This window comes from Arcobacter pernae, assembly GCF_049472135.1.
Taxonomy (GTDB): domain Bacteria; phylum Campylobacterota; class Campylobacteria; order Campylobacterales; family Arcobacteraceae; genus Arcobacter_B.
Genome location: NZ_JBMOVV010000028.1, coordinates 1 through 3,134, shown reverse-complemented (window position 1 = coordinate 3,134; position 3,134 = coordinate 1). Strand labels below are relative to the sequence as shown.

General features: G+C 33.5%; 4 protein-coding genes. All 4 read left to right on the top strand.

Annotation, left to right across the window (positions count from 1 at the left end):
- On the top strand, positions 1 to 1,224 hold a 1,224-nt coding region (locus ACH5BF_RS14205; RefSeq protein WP_423274896.1), incomplete at its 5' end, for a cbb3-type cytochrome c oxidase subunit I.
- A gap of 16 nt (positions 1,225 to 1,240) precedes the next feature.
- Complete coding sequence (gene ccoO, locus ACH5BF_RS14200) at positions 1,241 to 1,924, top strand: cytochrome-c oxidase, cbb3-type subunit II (RefSeq protein ID WP_423274895.1); 684 nt, start codon at positions 1,241 to 1,243, stop codon at positions 1,922 to 1,924.
- A gap of 12 nt (positions 1,925 to 1,936) precedes the next feature.
- On the top strand, positions 1,937 to 2,824 hold the full coding sequence (locus tag ACH5BF_RS14195) for a c-type cytochrome (protein ID WP_423274894.1): 888 nt from the start codon (positions 1,937 to 1,939) through the stop codon (positions 2,822 to 2,824).
- 1 nt (position 2,825) lies between these two features.
- Positions 2,826 to 3,068 (top strand): DUF4006 family protein, encoded by a 243-nt coding sequence (locus tag ACH5BF_RS14190; RefSeq protein WP_423273221.1) that lies wholly within the window; start codon positions 2,826 to 2,828, stop codon positions 3,066 to 3,068.
- Positions 3,069 to 3,134: the final 66 nt, after the last annotated feature.

Sequence of the window (3,134 nt, the reverse complement as noted above, 5' to 3'; positions counted from 1 at the left end):
AGTCAAAGAGTTTTAAAAGTTTCAATTAAGGAATCACCATTTTTAATGACGATTGCTAAATTACACTTTGTATTATACTTCATCACGATTCTTTTAGCTGTTGTTACTCTATTTATGGGAATTACAACTTCAAAAGAGTATGCTGAATTAGAGTGGCCATTAGACATTTTAGTTGTTGTATGGTGGGTATTATGGGGTATCTCTATTTTTGGTTTAATTGGAATTAGAAGAGAGAGAACTTTATATATCTCAATTTGGTATTTCATTGCTACATTTATTGCTGTTGCAATGTTATATTTATTTAACAATATGGAAGTTCCAACTGCGTTAGTATCTGGTTATGGTTCGTGGATTCACTCTGTTTCTATGTATGCAGGTACAAATGATGCATTAGTTCAATGGTGGTATGGTCACAATGCTGTTGCATTTATCTTCACAGTACCTATTATCGCTATGAGTTATTACTTTTTACCAAAAGAGTCTGGACAGAATGTTTATTCATATAAATTGTCAATACTTTCTTTTTGGGGATTATTATTTGTTTACTTATGGGCAGGTGGACACCACCTTATTTATGCAACTGTTCCAGATTGGATGCAGACAATGGGTTCTGTAATGTCAGTTGTATTAATTTTACCATCATGGGGATCTGCTATTAATATGCTTTTAACTATGAAGGGTGAGTGGCAACAATTACAAACAAATACATTAATTAAATTCATGGTATTAGCTTCAACTTTCTATATGTTATCTACTATTGAAGGTCCAATTCAAGCTATCAAATCTGTAAATGCAATTGCACACTTTACTGACTGGATTCCAGGTCACGTACATGATGGTGTATTAGGATGGGTTGTATTTATGATTATGGCTGCTTTATATCACATGGTTCCAAGAATGTATAAAAGAGAGTTATACTCTAAGTCATTAATGGATACTCAATTCTGGTTACAAACAACTGGTATTGTTTTATACTTTACATCAATGTGGATTGCAGGTATTACTCAAGGTATGATGTGGAGAGCTTATGACGAATATGGTTCATTAGTTTACTCATTTATTGATACTGTTGTAGTATTAAAACCATACTATACTATTAGAGCTGTTGGTGGGTTATTATACCTAATCGGATTCTTTATGTTCGCATACAACATTTATAAAACAATTAAATGTGGTAGAGTATTAGATAAAGAACCAGTTAATACAACGCCTGTAGCTGCATAAGAAGGAGGGAAAAATTATGTTTCATTGGTTTGAACAAAGACCGTTTTTCTTTGCGGTATTAGTATTCGTATTTATTTCGTTTGCAGGTATTATTGAAGTAATTCCAGATTTTGCAAAACAGTCTAGACCAACAGTAGGTACTAAACCTTATACATTATTAGAGTTAGCAGGTAGACAAGTTTATATTAAAGATTCTTGTAATGCATGTCACTCTCAATTAATTAGACCATTTAAATCAGAGACTGATAGATATGGTATGTATTCATTATCTGGTGAGTATGCTTATGATAGACCATTTTTATGGGGATCAAAAAGAACTGGACCAGACTTAATGAGAGTTGGAAACTACAGAACTACTGACTGGCATGAAAACCACATGTTAGACCCAGAATCTGTTGTTCCTGGTTCAATTATGCCAGCATATCCTCATCAATTTAAGAATATTGCTGATTTAGAAACTGCATATGCTGAAGCATATACTGTAAAAACAGTATTCAACACTCCATACGATGTAGATATTGATGGAGATGGAAACATTGATGTTCCATTAGGTGATTTTGAGTCTGCTATTGCTAGAGCTAAAGAAGAAGCTAAAGCAATTGCTGCTGATATGAAAAATCAAGCTGTAAAAGATGCTGTTGCTAACGGTCAGGTTCCTGAAATAGTTGCATTAATTGCATATTTAAATTCTTTAAAATAGAGGTGAAATAATATGAAATCTATGGTTATAGGTGGTGTTATTCTTGTCATCACTTTATTATCAGGAACTTACTTCGCAGCAGGTGATGCTTTTGTAAGTGATGATTATATTAATAGTATAACAATGTTAGGTGCCGTATCAATTATTACAATTACAGTTTTCGTAGCACTTAAGTATATAAATCAAATGAAAAATGATAAGGCAGAAGGAAATTTAGCTGACGAGAATTGGGATGGAATAGGTGAGTATAAAAATGCAATTCCTATAGGTTGGGGTTTAGCATTTATAGGAACTATAGTTTGGGCATTTTGGTATATGGCAATTGGATATCCAACTAATAGTTTTTCTCAAATTGGACAATGGAATGAAGAGACTTTAGACTATAACAAAAAGTTTGAAGCAAAATGGCAAAATCCATCTCAAGAGACTCTTGAGGCTATGGGTAGTTCATTATACTTAGTACAATGTGCTCCTTGTCATGGTGTTGATGCTGAAGGTATTAATGGTAAAGCCCATAATTTAACAAAAAGAATGGCTAAAGAGCAAGTTCTTGATGTTATTAATAATGGTGCAAATAACTTAAAATCTGCATACCCAGGTGGAATGCCAGCTGGTATGGCTTCTGGTGCTGATGCTGTTGCTATTGCTGAATATGTTGCAAATGGATTCCAAGGTGAACAACCAGCATCATACGCAGTTTGTGCAGGATGTCATGGAGTAGATGGAAAAGGTATGCCTTATGTAGCTCCAAACATTAGAGAATATGACGACGCAATCGTTATGGCTGTATTAAAAGATGGTAAAAAAGGAAGCATTGGTGTTATGCCAAGCTTTGACGGAAGACTTAACGAAACTCAACAAAAAGCATTAGCAGCTTACCTTAGAAGTTTAGGAGAGTAATATGGCTGGAAATACACAAATGAACGAAAACGAAAGAGGAATCTTTAAATTACATGGTATTACAGGAATGCTAATTGCAACTGCTTTATTGCTTACAATTTTAGTAGTTTTAACTGTAAATGGAATTAAGGTTCAACAAAATGAGGCTGATAACTATTATAAAGTAAACCAAGATTTAAATGGTTTAAAAATGAATAGCAGCGAAAACCACAAGCAATATGAGCTTGTTGGTAATGGTAAGTAAGGAGTAAAGTATGGAAAAAATTATTGGTGTTTTACTTTTAGTTTCTGCCGTTATGACAGCTTACTA